Annotated in this window: 16 protein-coding genes; 14 read left to right on the forward strand and 2 right to left on the reverse strand. The window is 39.1% G+C overall.

Annotated elements, in window-relative coordinates; translation table 11 throughout:
* Positions 1 to 53 precede the first annotated feature (53 nt).
* The 7 genes from K0R93_RS04655 to K0R93_RS04685 all read left to right on the forward strand — a co-directional run bounded on the left by K0R93_RS04655 (position 54) and on the right by K0R93_RS04685 (position 6,995).
* Positions 54 to 497 (forward strand): GNAT family N-acetyltransferase, encoded by a 444-nt coding sequence (locus K0R93_RS04655; protein ID WP_300298256.1) that lies wholly within the window; start codon positions 54 to 56, stop codon positions 495 to 497.
* 37 nt (positions 498 to 534) lie between these two features.
* Complete coding sequence (locus K0R93_RS04660) at positions 535 to 1,878, forward strand: D-serine ammonia-lyase (RefSeq protein WP_330685021.1); 1,344 nt, start codon at positions 535 to 537, stop codon at positions 1,876 to 1,878.
* Between the two features lie 96 nt (positions 1,879 to 1,974).
* Positions 1,975 to 3,135: a DEAD/DEAH box helicase gene (locus K0R93_RS04665; protein WP_300298259.1), complete on the forward strand. Its 1,161-nt coding sequence runs from the start codon at positions 1,975 to 1,977 to the stop codon at positions 3,133 to 3,135.
* A 33-nt stretch (positions 3,136 to 3,168) separates the two neighbouring features.
* Positions 3,169 to 4,110 (forward strand): phosphoglycerate dehydrogenase, encoded by a 942-nt coding sequence (locus K0R93_RS04670; RefSeq protein WP_300298262.1) that lies wholly within the window; start codon positions 3,169 to 3,171, stop codon positions 4,108 to 4,110.
* Between the two features lie 36 nt (positions 4,111 to 4,146).
* Positions 4,147 to 4,524: a CoA-binding protein gene (locus tag K0R93_RS04675; RefSeq protein ID WP_300298265.1), complete on the forward strand. Its 378-nt coding sequence runs from the start codon at positions 4,147 to 4,149 to the stop codon at positions 4,522 to 4,524.
* A gap of 154 nt (positions 4,525 to 4,678) precedes the next feature.
* Positions 4,679 to 5,632, forward strand: a complete 954-nt coding sequence (locus tag K0R93_RS04680) for an ROK family protein (RefSeq protein WP_300298268.1) — start codon at positions 4,679 to 4,681, stop codon at positions 5,630 to 5,632.
* A 19-nt stretch (positions 5,633 to 5,651) separates the two neighbouring features.
* Positions 5,652 to 6,995, forward strand: coding sequence for a glucose-6-phosphate isomerase (locus tag K0R93_RS04685; RefSeq protein ID WP_300298271.1), 1,344 nt, complete (start codon positions 5,652 to 5,654; stop codon positions 6,993 to 6,995).
* A gap of 167 nt (positions 6,996 to 7,162) precedes the next feature.
* Here K0R93_RS04685 and K0R93_RS04690 read toward each other — a convergent pair whose 3' ends face one another.
* Together K0R93_RS04690 and K0R93_RS04695 are read right to left on the reverse strand one after the other, a co-directional pair.
* A complete protein-coding gene (locus tag K0R93_RS04690; RefSeq protein WP_300298274.1) occupies positions 7,163 to 7,732 on the reverse strand; it encodes a YdcF family protein in 570 nt (189 codons plus the stop codon).
* Between the two features lies 1 nt (position 7,733).
* Complete coding sequence (locus K0R93_RS04695; protein ID WP_300298277.1) at positions 7,734 to 8,243, reverse strand: GNAT family N-acetyltransferase; 510 nt, start codon at positions 8,241 to 8,243, stop codon at positions 7,734 to 7,736.
* A 377-nt stretch (positions 8,244 to 8,620) separates the two neighbouring features.
* Here K0R93_RS04695 and K0R93_RS04700 point away from each other — a divergent pair, with 377 nt between their 5' ends.
* From K0R93_RS04700 to K0R93_RS04730, 7 genes are all read left to right on the forward strand, one after another.
* Entirely contained in the window at positions 8,621 to 8,863 is a 243-nt protein-coding gene (locus K0R93_RS04700; RefSeq protein ID WP_300298279.1) for a carboxymuconolactone decarboxylase family protein, read from the forward strand.
* An 18-nt stretch (positions 8,864 to 8,881) separates the two neighbouring features.
* Positions 8,882 to 9,151, forward strand: coding sequence for a carboxymuconolactone decarboxylase family protein (locus K0R93_RS04705; RefSeq protein ID WP_300298282.1), 270 nt, complete (start codon positions 8,882 to 8,884; stop codon positions 9,149 to 9,151).
* A gap of 131 nt (positions 9,152 to 9,282) precedes the next feature.
* Complete coding sequence (locus K0R93_RS04710) at positions 9,283 to 10,002, forward strand: zinc dependent phospholipase C family protein (RefSeq protein ID WP_300298285.1); 720 nt, start codon at positions 9,283 to 9,285, stop codon at positions 10,000 to 10,002.
* Between the two features lie 82 nt (positions 10,003 to 10,084).
* On the forward strand, positions 10,085 to 10,822 hold the full coding sequence (gene nfsA, locus K0R93_RS04715) for an oxygen-insensitive NADPH nitroreductase (RefSeq protein WP_300298289.1): 738 nt from the start codon (positions 10,085 to 10,087) through the stop codon (positions 10,820 to 10,822).
* 70 nt (positions 10,823 to 10,892) lie between these two features.
* Positions 10,893 to 11,651 carry a peptidylprolyl isomerase gene (locus K0R93_RS04720; protein WP_300298292.1) on the forward strand — a complete coding sequence of 253 codons (759 nt, stop codon included), beginning with the start codon at positions 10,893 to 10,895 and terminating at the stop codon, positions 11,649 to 11,651.
* A 122-nt stretch (positions 11,652 to 11,773) separates the two neighbouring features.
* Entirely contained in the window at positions 11,774 to 13,462 is a 1,689-nt protein-coding gene (locus K0R93_RS04725) for a LytS/YhcK type 5TM receptor domain-containing protein (RefSeq protein WP_300298295.1), read from the forward strand.
* A gap of 25 nt (positions 13,463 to 13,487) precedes the next feature.
* Complete coding sequence (locus K0R93_RS04730) at positions 13,488 to 14,246, forward strand: LytR/AlgR family response regulator transcription factor (protein ID WP_300298962.1); 759 nt, start codon at positions 13,488 to 13,490, stop codon at positions 14,244 to 14,246.
* The last annotated feature ends 73 nt before the right edge of the window (positions 14,247 to 14,319 follow it).

Here is a 14,319-nt window from a genome sequence, read left to right on the forward strand (position 1 = left end):
AATATATAAATGATTATAGTTTTTAGATACACCTTCGAGGGAGATGAAAAATCATGACACTCAAAATCAGGCTGTTCAACAATTCACTGGAGGATGCAGCACAGTTAAAGAAAGTAGACCAGTTGACTTTTCAAGACTGTCATTATAGTGAAGAAAGAATTATCGAAATTGCCATGGATCAAAGAAATAAAATCTTTATTGCTGAGATCAATGGGGAAATGATAGGGTTTATCAGCCTTCTACAGGTACAAACTTTGCACTATAAAGGCATATGGGTAGATTTAATTGCGGTTATACCTTCATATCAGAAACAAGGAGTTGCCAGTAGGTTGTTGGAACAAGGGAAAGAATATAGTAAGGCATTGGGTGTTGATTTTATTAGTGGATTGGTGGCAGTTCATAATACTGGATCCCAAGGGACATTTAAAAAGAGCGGCTTTTCTGCTGTAGAGAAGGATTTCAATCTATTTCTATGGGAAGGAAAGAATAACGGATAAGCCAAAGGGCATATCAAAGAATGATAGGGAGGATGAAATGGGTATGACACAAGAATATATTAATAACAAGACCTTAAAAGAATGGCAGTCATCATTTCCATTGTTGAATTCACTGATGGCATATGAACCGATTTTCTGGATGAACAGTGAGAAGAAGACAGTACGTAGCCATTTACCAGTGTTGCCTTTGTCAGAAGAGGATATTATGGATGCAGAGAGAAGATGGCATAGGTTTGCACCATTGATTCAAAGCCTTTTTCCAGAGACAGAGGGCAGCCAGGGGATTATTGAATCTCCCCTAAAAGAAATTCCTAAAATGAAATTATCCTTGGAAGAAGAAAATGGTATGAGCATATCTGGTAGACTATTCTTAAAGTGCGACAATGAACTGCCTGTGGCAGGCTCTATTAAAGCCAGGGGTGGAATTTATGAAGTACTAAAGCATGCTGAAACCTTGGCTATGGAACATGGGATGCTGTCCCATGAAGATAATTATGCTATCATGGCCTCTGAAAGGTTTAGAAGGTTTTTTCAGCAGTATGGAATCGCTGTGGGGTCCACAGGAAATTTAGGACTTAGCATTGGCATTATCAGTGCAGCCATTGGATTTCGTGTAACGGTCCATATGTCCGCTGATGCCAAAGCTTGGAAAAAGGATCTTTTAAGAACAAAAGGCGTTCAAGTCATTGAATACGCCTCTGACTACAGTAAAGCAGTGGAAGAAGGCAGAAAACAATCGGATCAAGATCCCATGAGTTATTTTGTAGATGATGAACAGTCAAAGGAATTATTCTTAGGCTATAGTGTGGCAGCCTATCGTGTAAAAAAGCAACTGGAGGAAAATGGTGTTACAATCGATAAAGAGAATCCTTTGGTACTTTATTTACCCTGTGGTGTAGGCGGAGCGCCTGGTGGTGTTGCCTTTGGTGCAAAGATTCTTTTTGGTGAAGATGTGTATTGTATATTTGCTGAGCCCACCCATTCACCCTGTATGCTGCTAGGTTTGATGACCGGGCTTCATGAAAAGGCGAAGGTACAGGATTTCCAAATAGATAATATGACGGAGGCCGATGGTCTTGCAGTAGGTTCGCCCTCAGCATTGGTAAGCATGATCGTTGGGCCGTGGATCGATGGCGTTTATACCGTAGGAGATTCAGAACTATATCCTATCTTAGCTGGCTTGAAGGATTTGGAGGGAATTAAGATTGAGCCATCATCAGGTGCTGCCCTTTTAGGGTTTAAACGTTTTAAAGAGAATCATTCAGCCTTGGAACGGATTCCTATGAAAAATGCAATTCACATAGCATGGGCTACTGGCGGACTCTTTGTACCAGACGATCAGATGGAAGCTTTTTATCGAAAAGGTATTGAGAAGCAATAGGAAGGAGATCCAAGTTAGCTTTGCAAAAACATGTTGGATATGGTATAAAGCTTTATAGGGTATAATAGATTTATAAAGCGGAAAAGGAGAATGTCAGTGAAAACATTTAAAGAGTATACATTAAAAGGGTTCATCATAGAAAATCTAGAAAAAACTGATATCATGCAGCCAAGTGAAATACAGGAAAAAACTATCCAGCCAATTTTAGAGGGAAAAGATGTAATAGGGAAGGCAAAAACAGGGACTGGCAAAACTTTGGCTTATTTGCTGCCTATGATTGAAAAAATTGACCCCCAAAAAAGAGAGTTACAGGTGTTGGTGTTGGCACCAAGCCGTGAGTTGAGCTTACAGATTCAACGGGAAGCAGAGGCTGTGATCAAGGATACAGAGATACGTATTCAATCCATTGTCGAGGGAATGGATATTGAACGACAGCTAGAGAAATTAAAAGATAAACCTCATTTATTGATTGCCACACCGGGAAGATTGGTACATATCATTGGCTTGAAAAAGATAAAAATGCATGAGGTAAAAATCATTGCTTTAGATGAGGTGGATCAAATTTTAGAGCAGGGCTTGGGTGAAAAAGTAAATGCAGTGATTCAAAGCACCCAAAGGGATAGACAATTATTGAGCTTTTCGGCCACAATGTCAGATGCAGCGAAGAAGGTTCTGTACCAGTTAATGAAGGAACCTCTATACATCAATCTAGATGAAGCCCAACCGATTCCTAGTAAAATCGAGCACCAATATATTGTAAGCAAAGCACCTAAAAAAACAGAAACCCTGGAAGAGTTACTACAAACCATTAAACCTGCGAAAGCACTGATCTTTATCAATAAAAATGAAAACGTAGATCGTTTTGTGAAGGATCTTCATAGAAAAGGGTATTCAATTGGAGGGATTCAGACCAGGACAAAAAATCAGGATCGGCAGCACTTACTGGCATCTTTTCAAAAAGGAAAGCTTAAGCTATTGGTTACCACAGATTTATTTACCAGGGGTATGGACTTTAGAAACGTAACCCATATTTTTAATATGGATCTGCCTTTGAATAAAATTGATTATCTCCACCGAGCAGGTCGAACAGGCAGAATGCATCGTGAGGGTGTAGTCATGAATGTCGTAAAGGATCGAGAAAAGTTCATCATGTATAAGATGATGAAGGAGCTAAACATTCAGGTGAAGCCAGTGACCATCATCAATGGGAAAGTGGTTCCTGTGGATAAAATCGTTCAAAGAAAGAAAAAGGATTAAAAATATTAATCAAAAATAGTGGGGGAAAACGAAATGAAGGCTTTGTTTACCTACGATTATGGCCAAGAAAAAATGGCTTGGGTTCAAGAATTGGGTTATGAAGTGATCTATGTTCACGAAAAGAATGTTAGACTAGATGATCATACGAAGGATGCAGACATTCTCGTTTGTTACAATCCGTTTCCACACCTAGATATCCAAGGGATGGAAAGTCTAAAATGGATTCAACTTTCCAGTATTGGTATTGATCAAGCACCCGTTGGCTATATCCAAAAAGCAGAGATTACCCTGACAAATAACAAAGGGGGCTATAGTATCCCTATTGGCGAATGGATTGTCATGAAAATCCTGGAACTGTTGAAAAATAGCAGCGGGTTGTATAGACAACAGCAGCAGAGAAAATGGGTGATGGATACCAACCTACTGGAACTCTATGGAAAAACTGTAGGATTTATAGGTACTGGAAGCATTGCTGGAGAAGCAGCGAAAAGGCTCCAAGGCTTTGGTACGAGAATTTTAGGGCTAAATACATCAGGAAAACCTGCACCATTTTTCCTTCGATGCTATCCTATGGACGAGATGGAAGAAATGCTGAAAGAATGCGATGTTGTCATCCTAACCATTCCATATACCAAACAAACGCACCATCTTATCAATGAACAAACCCTGGGGTGGATGAAGGACCAGGTTTATTTCATCAATGTATCGAGGGGAAGCATTGTGGATGAGGCTGCGTTCCTAAAAAATATTAAAAATGGAAAGATTAAAGGAGCTGCCTTAGATGTATTTGAGGAAGAACCGTTACCGGAGAATCATCCTTTCTGGGGCTATGAGAATCTCATTGTTACACCCCATAATTCATGGATCTCAGAGATGAGAAATGAGAGACGTTTTGCATTGATCCTCGAGAATTTAAGACGTTACATGAATGGTGAAGAACTCTTAAATGTGGTGGATTTGCAGAAAGGCTATTAAATATAATTTGTTATAGATATAAAAGGAGGCGTGTTCATGCTAGGGCAAGAAATGTTAAATGAAAAGCGATGGGCAGTGGTTGGAGATGTGCTAAACCCTTCGAAGTTTGCCCATATTATCAAAAATAGGCTGATAAACAATCAATATGATGTTTTTCAAGTAAACCCGAGAAGTCAGAGCCCCGAGGTATACCGATCACTAGGGGAAATCAAAGAAAGTATTGATGTCATTGATCTCTGTATCAATCCCCGCACTGGATTGGATATTGTCAAAGAGGCAGACACACTAGGGATCAAAAAAATTTTCATTCAACCAGGGGCTGAGAGTGAAGAGATCATTGATTTTTGCAAGGAAAACAATCTACAATATTACTTGGGATGTGTGCTAGTTGAATTATCTAAGCGAGGCATGTAGTTATTGAAGGGCGGGAAATTTCCTGCTCTTTCAAGTTTTATGGGTAGAATAATTTCTATAGGGACAGTTTTTGACCTATATGTCCATAAACGTTACCATATGATATAATAATGATAATATTTTGGAAACTGAGGAAGGGGCAGGAGGAATCATTATGCTTATTGGTGTAGATTTAGGAGGCACAAATATTAAAGTAGGTGTTGTAGACTTAGATGGAAAAATACATTATCAGAATTCAAGACCTACATATGCAGGAAGAGATTTTCAGCTCATCATTCGGGATATGATTGAGCAAATAGAGGATGCCATGGATTGTGTAAACATTGGTGTTAAGGATATTAAGTCCATCGGAATCGGTGTACCAGGTATTGCAGAAGCCCATACTGGCAAAGTAATCTATTGCACCAATTTGTCATGGTACAATATTCCCTTGGGTGAAGAAATCTCCCGTCATTTTGGAAAGCCCGTTTACGTTGAAAATGATGCCACTGTGGCTGCGTTGGCAGAGTATGTGGCAGGATCTACCAAGGGAATCAAAAACTCAGTTTTCCTGACCATTGGCACGGGAATCGGCAGCGGTATTATCATTAATCATAAAATTTATAGCGGCAGTCATAGTGCGGGTTCTGAATTCGGTCATATGATTATCGGTGAGAACTTTTATGACTGTAACTGTGGAGCTAATGGCTGCTTTGAAACCCTGGCATCTGCAACAGCATTAATTCGGTACACAAAAAAAAGAATAGAAGAGGGTTATGGGGATACCAATATAGTGAGGATGGCCAATGGCAATGTGGAAGGCATAGATGCCAAGATTATCTTCGATGCAGCAAAAGCAGGAGATTCCTTAGGCATAGAGGCAGTAAACCGAATGATTAAATATCTGTCTATCGGAATTGTGAATATCATGAACAGTTTGGATCCTGACAGGGTGGTTATTGGCGGGGGCGTATCCAAGGCAGGCGAATATTTCATCCAACAGGTAGATGAAGCGGTTCGGAAGCTGGTACTATGTAAGGAAGTTCAGTATGGAGATATTGTTTTAGCTCAACTAGGCAATGAAGCTGGTATCATTGGAGCTGCCTTTATTGGAGAAAACATTTTATAAGAGACAGGAGGAGCAATAGATGAAAGAGATTCAGTTTCGCTATGACAATGCCAGTATAAAAGACCATGAGATAAATTATTATGGGGAAGTGGTGAAATGGAGCCACAATGACTTACATAATAAAACTGGTGCCGGAAATGACTTTCTAGGATGGGTGGATTATCCTACAAATTATGATCAAGAAGAATTTATAAGAATTCTTACAGCAGCACTGAAAATCCAAAAGAATTCGGATGTATTTATTGTGGTTGGGATTGGCGGGTCCTATGCTGGTGCGAAGGCAGCAATAGAACTTTTAGGCCACACATTCCACAATGTATTGCCAAAGGGGAAAAGGAAAGTACCAGAAATTTACTTTGTAGGCCATAACTTAAGCGGAACATATTACAACCATCTGATGGAGATTATAAAGGATAAAGAAATCAGCCTTTGCGTGATTTCTAAGTCAGGAACTACCACAGAGCCTGCCATAGCTTTCCGTTTATTAAGAACATATTTGGAGCAAAAGTATGGAGAGTGTGAAGCAGCAGAGCGCATCTACGCCGTTACGGATGCCAAAAAGGGTGCGTTGCGGCAGCTGGCCACTGAAAAAGGGTATGAGACCTTTGTTATTCCAGACGATGTGGGAGGCAGGTATTCTATTCTTACAGCTGTAGGACTATTGCCTATTGCCGTAGCAGGGATTGATATCCAACAGATGATGGACGGTGCAAAAGATGCTCAGCGTCTATATGCTGAAGAGGATCTAATGGAAAACCCGTGCTATCAATATGCAGTACTAAGAAATGTCCTTTACAGGAAAGGCAAGGAAATAGAAGTGCTGGCCAGCTACGAGCCTTCTCTCCGTTATGTGGCAGAATGGTGGAAGCAGCTATATGGAGAGAGTGAAGGAAAGGATGGAAAGGGAATTTTCCCTGCATCGGTGGAGTTTTCTACAGATCTTCATTCCATGGGGCAATTGCTTCAAGATGGAAGAAGAAACATCTTTGAGACGGTACTTACCATCGGGTCACCAAAAGAGGATATCGTGATCCCTGAAGATGATCAGAACTTAGATGGGTTGAATTTTCTAGCTGGAAAAACCCTAAACCAAGTGAATCACCATGCCTTTGAGGGTACAATGCTCGCCCATACCGATGGAGGCGTACCCAATTTAGTGATTGAATTGCCTGAAGCCAATCCGTACTATTTTGGGAAACTAATTTACTTCTTCGAAAAGGCCTGTGGTATGAGTGGATATCTTCTAGGGGTAAATCCTTTTGATCAGCCTGGCGTGGAAGAATATAAGAGAAATATGTTTGCCCTTTTAGGAAAACCTGGTTATGAAGCCTTAGGAAAAGAACTAAATGAAAGATTAAAGTAAAATGAGATCAAGGTTGTAGGGGTCGCATAGTATGCGACCCGAAGAAATAGGCTAGATCATATGCGGATTGCATAATATGCAACCCCTACGATTTTCTGTATTGACCTGTGGTGTGAGGATCGAATCCTCAATTAAATGAAAAGTTAAAAACCAGCATTTTGCTGGTTTTAATTTTTCATCAAATAAAATTTGACGACTGCAAAAAATTCTCTGATATAATATTTAAGTTTCAATAGAACTGAAGGATGCATTTTTGCAGGGGCGCCGCTGACTGGAATGGAAAAGTGCTTTCCGATTTCTAAAGCTCTATAAACGTGAAAGGTATTGGTAACAATGATAGCCCGCTCTAAACCTTCTCGGTCCATGATTTCTTTGCTGTACTTCATGTTTTCATAAGTGCTATAGGAATTCTCTTCAAGATAAATAATGTCTTTGGGAATATTATGGCGTCCCAAATAAACGGCCATGGCATAGGCCTCTGTTGTGAGTTCATCGTCACCTTGGGCACCACTGACAATAATAGATTTTGCATAACCTTGACGATAGAGAGATATCGCTTGGTCTAAGCGATATCTCAATAAAGGACTTGGCTGATCTCCCCATAAATGGGCACCCAAAACGATGATCACATCGGAAGAGAGTGGTTTTTCATAGGTGGCTGTATAGAGGATTTTCCCTTCAATAATAACGAAAATAATGAGAGAGCAAGCAATAAATACGAGTATAAATACTTTCAATCTATTCCCCATGGGCCTCGTGAATAAAGTCTGATTCCATGATCTGAAACAAGATTTCATCGTAGAATTGATTGTTTCTAAATATACTCTCTTTCAATCTGCCAGCCTCTTTGAAACCAATTGAAGTTAATGCACGAACAGATCGCTCATTATTAGAATGAACAAAAGAAATCACACTGTGGAGGCGCATTTCATCAAATGCGATGGACAATATAGATCTGATAGCAAAGCCACCATAACCCTTTCCAATATTTTCATGATCAAATATATAAACATCCATCTGACACTTTTTATCCGTACGGTTAATATTCTTAAGAAAGCAAATACCGATGGTATTTTTATCATCCATGATATAGAAGTATCGTGATCCTTCATCTAATACGGCAACAAGATATTTATAAAAGGCGTAAACCTCATCAAATCTTTGGGTATAGGCAGACAGCTTGATCAATCGATTATAAATATCTTCCGTTTCTCGATAAGTAACGTGTTGAATTCGCTTGAGCTCCAAAATATGCATCTCCCTTATATGTTTATGTTATAACAATACCATTATATTGAATTACTTATGAATTGTAAATGAATGAAAGCAGGCATTGTAAACGATAACAAGGCTTGAACACTCAAAAAATAAAAATAAATGCTTAAAGAGATAAGCTATACGCTGATCTGCACATATATTTGCCCCTTTCCGTAAAGGGTATTATTTCCCTTATATATAATACTTATGAAGAATGATAAAAAATTAAAATAAATACATTTCCATCTCTAGATATGGAAATCATAGGTTTGACAGCTCATAAGCAGTATGAGATGATGAAAAAGACAATAATATAAATATGATAGATTGCCTAGAGCAATTAGATCAGGAGTAAGGAGGGATTTTCTATGGCAAGAATTAAGCCGTTGACGCCACAGGAAGTTGACCAGGAAAGCAAGGATATATTTGAGGCTTTTCTGAAACAACGGGGAAATGTGCCCAATATGTTTAGAACGTTAGCCCATAGGCCAGAGTTATTAAAGACAGCTTTCAGACACTTTACAACCGTATTGAATACTGGAACCGTGGATATTCGTTTAAAGGAAATGGTCGCAGTAAGGGTATCTCAATTAAACCAATGTGAATACTGACTGGCATCTCATACTGTTTTGGCAAAACAGTTCGGTGTATCAGAAGATGCGATTTATGCAATGGCAGACAAGGAAGATAACCCAGAGCTATTCACGGAAAGAGAGCTGGTAGCTTTAGAATTTGCCGAGGTAATGTCCAAAGATTCGAATAATGTGAGTGATGACCTATGGAATCGATTAAGATCATACTTTGATGAAGGTGAAGTGATTGAAATAGCTTGTGTGATTGGCACTTTCAACTATTTTAACCGATTCAATAATGCATTAAATGTAGACGTTACAAAATAATAAATTTCCAATAAGTACATAAAGCGTCCAACATAATACCCAAAAAACTCCTACTTTAGTGTAGGAGTTTTTTGGGTATTATCATAAGAAGGAGAGATACTAAAAATAATAAAACAATGAAGGGTGATTATATGAAAATTTTAGAGAATACCTATGGTAATTTTCTTCAGGCGGCATTTATCGTATTGAATCCATTCAAAAAGGCAGTCATTAAAACCCAATGTAAGGTGCATAAATACATCAATGTTCAAGCATTAGAGGTCTTAAAGAACGATGGATACAAAGAAGCGTACAACTTCTTTAGCAGTCATATTATGCCCATCAATGATGGGGCTTATTGGGCAGATCAGGATTTTAAAAGCAGCGGCCACTTCTATAATCCCCATACGAAAAAAGGTCTGTACGGCAGGGGAAATGCTGCTGATTCGGCGAAGGAGTATTATGAAAAAGCTCTGACGCTTTGGAGTATTGGAGAGTTTGATAAAGCCATGTTTTATTTTGGTGCTGCAACACACCTTGTTCAAGACATGACAATTCCTCAACATGCTAATATTCGCCTGCTGGACAACCACAAACAATATGAAACTTTTGTAAGAAGAACTTACCGTTATGTAAAAGAATTTAGAGCGGAGAAAGGAAGCATATTGTTTGATACAATCAATGAATATATTCGATTTAATGCAAGGGTAGCCATGAAGGTTCACAAAAAGTTCAAGGTAATCCGAGAAAATGAGCAGCGATATTACCGAACCACCAGATGTGTATTACCCCTGGCGGAGAGAACAACCGCTGGCTGCATGGTCATGTTCTATAAGGATATCATGGCAGAATCCCATGGCGTGAAACACTAAATGAGAGAAGAATACATCATCTCCTTTGAACTTTTTTTTCCTATCGTTTATAATGAATCCATAGGAAAAAGGAGGAGAGAAAATGAATGATGTAATTCGATTGATAAAATCCCATCGATCTATCCGGAAGTTTACGGAGCAAGGGATTGACGAATCTTTGTTAAAAGAGATTGTTGAATGCGCTCAGTGGGCTTCTAGTTCATCTTTTGTGCAAGCTTATTCTATTATTGGCATCAAAGATCAAGAAACGAAGAAGCTTCTGGCCAAATTGTGCGGAGAACAATCCTATATTGAAATGTGTCCGGTATTTTTAGTGTTTTGTGCAGATCTAAATCGTTTGAAAATGGCCTGTACACTCCACAAAACAGAGATGGTAGGAGAATATACGGAATCCTTTATTATGGCAACGGCAGATGCAGCTTTAGCAGCGCAAAATGCCATGATAGCAGCTGAATCTCTTGGCTTGGGCGGTGTCTATATCGGGGGAATCAGAAACAATCCAGAAGAGGTCAGCAGGATGTTAAAACTCCCTGAATTTGTATATCCCGTACTTGGCATTTGCTTAGGATATCCAGCCCAAGACCCGGGAAGCAAGCCGAGATTATCATTAGAAGTCATCTATAAGGAAGAAGTATATGATACGAAGAATGATTTAGCGGCAATCGAAGCCTATGATGAAAAAATCAGTGCTTATTATGTTGAGCGAACCAGAGGAAAGAGAAATGACTCTTGGACCCAGCAGATGGCTCAAAAAATGCAGGCAGAAACGAGACCCCATATGAAGGAATTTTTAAGGAACAGGGGCTTTCAGATGAAATAAAGCGAATTAGACGAATTTAGATCATTGTGCTATGATAGAGTAGTTAAATAATTCATAAAGGAGATTAGGCATGACAAAACAGATTATTGCCACAGTTGGCGAAAAAGAGATTACCAAGGATGATTTAAATGTTGCACTGCAGCATGCTCCGAAAAATCAAGCGATGCAGTTTAATACACCAGAGGGAAGAAAATATTTATTGAGCGAAATGGTAACCCAAGAAATGTTGTACTTGGATGCCAAGGAGCGAGGATTAGATCAAAACGAAGATTTTCTAAAAGAAGTGGAAACCATGAAGGAAAACCTTCTTAAGCAATATGCCATTAATCATTTGTTAAAGGGTGTAACGGTTTCTGACGATGAAGTAAGAGAATATTACGAACAGCATCCAGAGCAATTCGTTGCACAAGAATCCATGCGTGCCCGTCATATCCTAACCAATGATGAAGCAACGGCCAAAATGATTTTAGATGAAATCAAAGGCGGTAAGTCCTTTGAAGATGCGGCTGCCCAGTACTCAGAATGTCCTTCAAGAGCACAAGGGGGAGATTTGGGACACTTTGAAAGAGGAAAAATGGTACCTGAATTTGAAGAAGCAGCGTTCGCTCTTGAAACAGGTGCGATGAGCGATCTAGTAAAAACGCAGTTTGGATACCATATCATCAAGGTTGAGGAAAAAAAAGGTCCTCAGACCATTGCATTTGATGAAGTAAAAGGACAAATTCAGGAGTATCTTCTAAGAAATAAACAAAATCAATTGTACCGTGAATATACCAATCAGCTTAAGGATAAGTACGAAATCACAATCAATGAAGAGTTACTCAAATAATATAAAGGATCACCAGATCGTTCTGGTGATCCTTTATATTATTTATAGAATAACGAATTTTAATTATTTATTAAAAAAGCAAAGGGATATGGTAAAATGAAATTAGAGAGAGGGGGGGAGCCATGGGGATTTTCGAGATTATAGGGGCGTTGACAGATAAGATATCTGTTATTCTGGTGGTCGCTTTTCTGCTATCGAAGACGAAGCTTTTTAGGCTCACATTGGTGAAGAACAAACTGACGGTAAGAGATAAATTTTTTTTGACGGTAATTTTTTCAATATTCGGAATTATAGGCACTTATTTTGGTCTGCCTATCCAAAATGCCATTGCCAACAGCAGCATTACAGGGGTAGTAGCTGCAGGGTTGTTGGGGGGGGCTGAGGTAGGAATTGGAACGAGCATGGTGGTGGGAATATATCGCCTTTATATGGGCGGGTATGTAGCGCCTGCCAGTGTCATTACCACTTTGATGGTAGGAACCATTAGCGGTATGTTAAATCATCATTTCTTAAAGCAAAAAAAGAAGGGAACCTATGGATTTATTGTAGGTCTAAGTTCTCAAATAATATTGTTTTCGATGATTCTTCTGCTTGCAAAGCCTTTTGAGGCAGCTTGGGCCTTGGTAAAAATTATCGCACTTCCTATGATTGCTGTGAATTCCTTTGGTGTAGCTATATTTATTACAATTTTAGACAGTATTTATCAGGAACAGGACCGAATCGGTGCAAAATCTGCTCAGTTGGCTTTAGAGATCGCCAATAAGACATTACCCTATTTGAAGCACGGATTGGACTTCGATAGTGCGCAACGGACAGGTGAAATTATCTATCAGATGGTAGAGCAAATCTGTGCTGTGGCTATTACAAAGGACGATATTATACAGGCTCATATTGGGCTGGGAATAGATCATCATAGACCAAAGGATCATATTATGAATCGTAGTACAAGAAGAGTCCTTGATACCGGGGTCTATGGCGTTCTTCAGAGTAGAGAGGAAATAGGCTGCAGCAGCGGGAATTGCCAGCTCATGGCTGCTGTCACTGTACCCCTTAAGATGAAAGAAGAAATCATCGGGACATTGGTTTTGTATAAGGAGACAGAAAACAGCATTACCTATGTAGATATCCAACTTGCACTGGGATTAGCACAACTATTTTCAACGCAGATTGAAATCAGTGAGGCTGATGAAAAAATTCGACTATTAGAGAAGGCAGAACTCAAAGCATTGCAAGCCCAAATAAATCCCCACTTCTTATTCAATGCTTTAAATACAATTATTTCATATACCCGAATAGACATTGCCATGTCGAGAAAGCTACTTATAGATTTGGGAAATTATTTTCGGAATAATTTGCAGAAGGTTGATGGGTTCATTGACTTTTATGATGAAATCAAAAATGTTCAATCGTATTTAGCCATAGAAGAGGCGAGATTTAGTCATAAAATCAAGGTAAGGTATGATATAGATCAAAATATTCGATGCAAACTTCCCCCATTGATTATACAGCCTATTGTAGAAAATGCTGTCAAGCATGGTTTGCTTCCTCATAAAGGCGGGGGTACAGTTAAGATCATCGTTCATCAGCACGAAATGGGAACCCACGTTACCATAGAGGATGATGGTATGGGGATGGATGGAGAAAAGGTTGAGAAAATTCTAAGTGGGAGCTGCAATAACTGCGGCATTGGTATTTATAATGTGGATCGACGGCTTAAAACGATCTATGGCGTCAATTATGGACTCTCGATAGAGAGTGCAATAGGAAAAGGGACAAAGGTAAATTTTATCGTACCGCCGCGTGAACAATGATAAGGGGGATGACAGAGTGCGTACCATGATTGTAGATGATGAGATACCTGCAGTGAGGGAGCTAAAGTTCTTGTTAAGTAAATATCCTGAGATTGAAGTTGTAGGAGAAGCCTATGATGGGGAGGATGCACTGGAATTAGCCAGAAAACTAAAGCCAGAGATCATTTTTTTGGATATACATATGACCAATAGAGATGGCATAGAAACAGCACGGGAGCTCATAAAGCAAAAGCCAGCGCCCTTTATTGTGTTTGCTACGGGTTATGATCAGTACGCTTTACAAGCTTTTGAATTAAATGCTGCAGATTACCTTTTAAAGCCTTTTCAGGAGGAACGTATAGCTAGTACAATTGCACGAATCATGAAATGGGCAGAAAAAAAGGAAACAACGGAAAAGGTGTTCGTAGAAAATGAGATTGAAAAGATGCTGCAGCAGACAGTTAACTTAAAGCTTACAGATAAGCTGGCTGTATGGGACACTGAAAAAATCAAAATCATTGACTATGATGAAATACTTTATATTTCAGTGGATGGCAGACAGTGCACAGTTCATACAGTCCATGGGAACTATATAGCCTACATGAACTTGAAAGATTTGGAAGCGAAGCTGCCTACGGATAGATTTTTTAGAACCCATAGGGCCTATATCGTGAACCTGAGTAATATTGATGAAATAAAAATTTGGTTTAATAACACTTTTATCGTTCAAATGAAAAATTGCAAGGATCAGATTCCTGTGAGCAGAACCTATATGAAGATGTTTAGGAATACAATCGGTTTGTAACCACTTCATGGTGAAATGGGTGCAGTTCATGTTTAGATTTTACTATTCTATGTCTAAATGCCCATCTTATAGA

Source organism: Anaerosolibacter sp. (assembly GCF_029240175.1).
Lineage (GTDB): Bacteria > Bacillota > Clostridia > Peptostreptococcales > Thermotaleaceae > Anaerosolibacter.

Excerpts from the sequence above, each read along its gene's own strand:
- K0R93_RS04655 (WP_300298256.1), top strand. The coding sequence starts at position 54 with ATGACACTCAAAATCAGGCTGTTCAACAATTCACTGGAGGATGCAGCA.
- K0R93_RS04660 (WP_330685021.1), top strand. The coding sequence starts at position 535 with ATGGGTATGACACAAGAATATATTAATAACAAGACCTTAAAAGAATGG.
- K0R93_RS04670 (WP_300298262.1), top strand. The coding sequence starts at position 3,169 with ATGAAGGCTTTGTTTACCTACGATTATGGCCAAGAAAAAATGGCTTGG.
- K0R93_RS04675 (WP_300298265.1), top strand. The coding sequence starts at position 4,147 with ATGCTAGGGCAAGAAATGTTAAATGAAAAGCGATGGGCAGTGGTTGGA.
- K0R93_RS04680 (WP_300298268.1), top strand. The coding sequence starts at position 4,679 with ATGCTTATTGGTGTAGATTTAGGAGGCACAAATATTAAAGTAGGTGTT.
- K0R93_RS04685 (WP_300298271.1), top strand. The coding sequence starts at position 5,652 with ATGAAAGAGATTCAGTTTCGCTATGACAATGCCAGTATAAAAGACCAT.
- K0R93_RS04700 (WP_300298279.1), top strand. The coding sequence starts at position 8,621 with ATGGCAAGAATTAAGCCGTTGACGCCACAGGAAGTTGACCAGGAAAGC.
- K0R93_RS04710 (WP_300298285.1), top strand. The coding sequence starts at position 9,283 with ATGAAAATTTTAGAGAATACCTATGGTAATTTTCTTCAGGCGGCATTT.
- nfsA (WP_300298289.1), top strand. The coding sequence starts at position 10,085 with ATGAATGATGTAATTCGATTGATAAAATCCCATCGATCTATCCGGAAG.
- K0R93_RS04720 (WP_300298292.1), top strand. The coding sequence starts at position 10,893 with ATGACAAAACAGATTATTGCCACAGTTGGCGAAAAAGAGATTACCAAG.
- K0R93_RS04725 (WP_300298295.1), top strand. The coding sequence starts at position 11,774 with ATGGGGATTTTCGAGATTATAGGGGCGTTGACAGATAAGATATCTGTT.
- K0R93_RS04730 (WP_300298962.1), top strand. The coding sequence starts at position 13,488 with ATGATTGTAGATGATGAGATACCTGCAGTGAGGGAGCTAAAGTTCTTG.